General features: G+C 40.7%; 1 protein-coding gene and 1 pseudogene. Both read right to left on the bottom strand.

The window, feature by feature from the left end; genetic code table 11:
- Positions 1-2,338: sodium-translocating pyrophosphatase (locus E1176_RS02865; protein WP_155209070.1), on the bottom strand; the 2,338-nt coding region annotated here is incomplete at its 3' end.
- A 127-nt stretch (positions 2,339-2,465) separates the two neighbouring features.
- Positions 2,466-2,818 (bottom strand): annotated as a pseudogene (locus E1176_RS02860) (DNA polymerase III subunit psi); the annotation flags it as partial.

Raw genomic sequence — 2,818 nt, 5'->3', positions numbered from 1 at the left:
TCTTTATCTCTTCAACTTTCGCCTTTACTTCAGCTTCAGTTCCTTTGATCTCTTTTACTTCAGTAACTTCCTGACCATCTACTACAGTCACTTTTTTTACTGTGGCCTGTGCTTCATTTTCACCAGTAGATGTAACTTCTATGTTGAGCTCGGTATTTACCTCAGCTCCGTGATGAGCGCCAGTACCGTTAATTTCACCAAGGATCGGAGCAATTACAAGTCCGATAAGGCAAGTAAGTTTAATAAGAATGTTCATCGAAGGACCTGAAGTATCTTTAAATGGATCACCAACTGTATCTCCGGTTACTGCTGCTTTGTGAGCGTCAGATCCTTTGTAAGTCATTTCACCGTTAATTTCTACACCAGCTTCGAAAGATTTTTTAGCATTATCCCATGCACCACCAGCGTTGTTTTGAAAGATAGCCCAAAGTACACCAGAAACAGCAACACCCGCCATGTAGGCTCCAAGAGCCTCAGGGCCCATAACAAAGCCAATTATTATCGGGCTTATGATGGTAATTGCACCAGGAAGCATCATCTCTCTAAGGGCAGCTTTTGTTGAAATCTCAACGCATTTGCCGTACTCAGGCTTTGCAGTTCCTTCCATAATGCCAGGAATCTCTTTGAACTGGCGTCTTACTTCCATTACCATGTCCATAGCAGCTTTACCTACTGATTTCATGGCTAAGGCAGAGAATACAACCGGAATCATACCGCCAATAAACAAGGCAGCAAGTACATCAGCTTTGAATATATTGATACCATCAATACCTGTAAATGTTACATAAGCAGCGAAAAGTGCTAATGCTGTAAGTGCAGCAGAAGCAATGGCAAATCCTTTACCTACTGCAGCAGTTGTGTTACCTACAGAATCTAATATGTCAGTTCTTTCTCTAACTTCATCCGGCAATTCACTCATTTCAGCAACACCACCAGCGTTATCGGCAATAGGACCGAATGCATCGATTGCTAACTGCATGGCAGTAGTAGCCATCATAGCTGAAGCTGCAATTGCAACTCCGTAAAAGCCTGCCAGCTCGTAAGACCCCCAAATAGCAACAGCAAAAAGTATTACTGAAGAGAATGTAGAGATCATACCAGTGGCTAAACCAGCAATAATGTTGGTTGCAGCGCCTGTAGATGAGTTAGTTACTATATCTAATACAGGCTTTTTGCCTAAAGCAGTATAATATTCTGTGAATAGTGAAATAAGGTATCCAACACCAAGACCTACTAAAGTTGCGTAGAATACGTTCATGGCAGGAATATTTTTCACACCTTCTCCAAAGAACTTCATGCCTGTGATAGTTTCAGGTAACATGTAGTCGATAAGGAAATAACCAGCAACAGCTGTAAGTAATATAGAAGTGATATTACCAATATTTAGTGCTCTCTGTACTTCAGGTTCTTTGGCGCTGTTATCTTTTACTTTGATAAGGAAAGTACCAATGATAGAAGCTACAATACCTACACCAGCGATCATAATAGGAAGTAGGATAGGACCCATGCCTCCAAAAGTATCTAAAACAACACCTGCGTCAGCCATGTCTTTGATGATGTAGTTACCCAACACCATAGAAGCAAGTACAGTAGCTACATAAGAACCGAAAAGGTCAGCTCCCATACCGGCTACGTCACCAACGTTATCACCCACGTTATCCGCAATAGTAGCAGGGTTTCTAGGATCATCCTCAGGAATACCCGCCTCTACTTTACCTACAAGGTCAGCGCCTACGTCTGCAGCTTTGGTGTAAATACCACCACCTACACGAGCAAAAAGTGCAATTGACTCAGCACCTAATGAGAAACCAGCGAGTGCTTCCAATACCATTGTCATGTTATTGTAGAATGAACCCTCGGCACCCATGAATGAGCTTACGAATATTAAGAAAAACAAGCTAAGACCTAAAACAGCTAAACCAGCAACACCAAGGCCCATAACGGTACCACCGCCAAATGAAACTTTAAGTGCTTGGGGAAGGCTTGTTCTTGCAGCTTCGGTAGTACGAGCATTGGCCTCAGTGGCTATTCTCATACCAATATTACCAGCAACAGCAGAGAATATGGCACCTACTATAAAAGCAGGAACGATCATCCAGCTAGTGGTTTCTACAACTGTAGAAATACCAAAAAGAGCAGCTGAAGCTATTACAACGAATATAGCAAGAAGTCTATATTCTGCACTTAAAAATGCGAGAGCACCATCTTTGATGTTTCTTGAGATCTCTTGCATCTTTTCATTTCCGGAACTCTGTTTTTTTACCCATGCCATTTTTATAAGCATGAACACGAGTCCAAGTACGGCCAAGGCTATTGGCACATAAATCAAATTATCCATTTAACTGTGTTTTATTAAAGTCAATATAAAAACCAAAAAGGGCAAAACAGCCCTTTCCTAAAATCAAGCGCAAATATATAAGGATATGCATTATTTTAAAATAAAAAGATCAAAACCTACGATCTCTCTATTTTAAGAACAGTTGTTGTAGGTTAGTCCACAATGATTTCTTCAATCCTTGATCTGCAGCAATGGCCGACAGGTCGTCTGCCTTTAAAATATCATATTTGCCATGCTTGTGTATCGCATACTCCGGAAGTTGCTTGAAGTCATTGTGATCGGATAAGCCAAAGCTTAAAATTATTTTGGCCTGACTCGCCTTTAGTATTTTTTCCAGACCTAAATCTACTACTTTAAAATTAAGAAGTGCCACCACATCTAACTGTAAATTCACAGCCTTTAAGATGTTTGATAGAAACGTCTTTTGACTGTCCTCGAGATGATCTCCTGACTCATTTTTAAATAATATTAATACCGGAC

It is taken from the genome of Fulvivirga aurantia, assembly GCF_009711475.1.
Classification (GTDB): domain Bacteria; phylum Bacteroidota; class Bacteroidia; order Cytophagales; family Cyclobacteriaceae; genus Fulvivirga; species Fulvivirga aurantia.
This window is presented reverse-complemented; position numbering and strand designations above follow the sequence as displayed.